Raw genomic sequence first — 1,207 nt, 5'->3', positions numbered from 1 at the left:
GGTCCTGATCGACGTCTTCTGGATGGAAGAGCGACATGAGATGTGCGCGCGAGATACCTTCGGTGACTTCGGCATCTGACAGCCCGAACATCCGGGCCATCACCGCATCACCTCGAACGCGATCTGCGCCGACATCCTCCTGATCGGCCCCCACAGGGTGGTCCAAGGGTGAAGTTAGTGCGCGGTAGGCCGCTCCACCACGGTTAGCTTGGCCGGCGGAGCTGGTCGGGCGAGCGCAGCCGGCCAAGCGGTGAAGGCTGGCATGAACACCTCTGGTGCCGGCGGCCGGTATCCCAGTGAGGCGTGCGGGCGTACGGTGTTGTAGTGACGTCTCCAGCTTTCGATCACGATCTGCGCCTCCCTGAGTGTGTAGAAGATCTCGCCGTTGAGCAGTTCGTCGCGAAGCCGCGCGTTGAAGCTTTCAACGTAGCCATTCTCCCACGGTGAGCCTGGAGTGATGTAAGCTGTCTTGGCTCCGACGCCGGTGATCCAAGCTTGGACAGCCTTCGCGACGAACTCCGGCCCGTTATCCGAACGGATATGGCCCGGTACGCTACGCAGGATGAACAGGTCCGAGAGCACGTCGATCACGTCGACCGCCTTGAGCTTGCGGGCGACCCGGATCGCCAAGCATTCATGTGTGAACTCGTCGACGACGTTGAGCATCCGGAACTTACGTCCATCATGCGTGCGCGCCTCGACGAAGTCATACGACCACACGTGATTGCGGTATTCTGGGCGAAGACGGATGCAAGACCCGTCGTTGTCCCAGATCCGCCCCCGCTTGGGCTGCTTGGCCGGGACCTTCAGGCCCTCACGCCGCCAGATCCGTTCGACGCGCTTGTCGTTGACGAACCACCCGGCCGCCTTCAGCAAGGCGCTGATCTTCCGGTAGCCGTAGCGACCGTACCGCTCCGCCAGAGCGATGAGATCAGCCGTCAACGCTTCTTCGTCGTCGCGCCCCCGCGGCACCTTGCGCTGTGTCGAGCGATGCTGACCGAGCGCCCGGCAGGCGCGACGCTCGGAGACGTTCATCCTCAGCATGATGTGCTCGACACAGGCGCGTCGGCGCGCGGGGCTTAGAGCTGTTCCCGCCTATGTAGCGACGGCCAAGTCATTTTCGTAACCGGCAGCTGTGAGGCAGTTGCGGCACTCGTCTGAGGTAAAGCCGGTGAAGGCTTCGCGGATGGTTGCCCAGAGGTCGGGC

2 pseudogenes are annotated in these 1,207 nt (G+C 63.0%); both read right to left on the bottom strand.

From position 1 onward, the window contains the following. Nucleotides 1-174 precede the first annotated feature (174 nt). A pseudogene (locus tag MKK69_RS23970) lies at nt 175-1,092 on the bottom strand (IS3 family transposase); the annotation flags it as partial. Nucleotides 1,093-1,095: 3 nt separating this feature from the next. Next, a pseudogene (locus MKK69_RS23965) lies at nt 1,096-1,207 on the bottom strand (IS630 family transposase); the annotation flags it as partial.

Source organism: Methylobacterium sp. J-026, from assembly GCF_022829585.1.
Lineage (GTDB): Bacteria > Pseudomonadota > Alphaproteobacteria > Rhizobiales > Beijerinckiaceae > Methylobacterium.
Note: the sequence above shows the minus strand (reverse complement) of the source record. Positions and strands in the feature narration are given on the sequence as shown.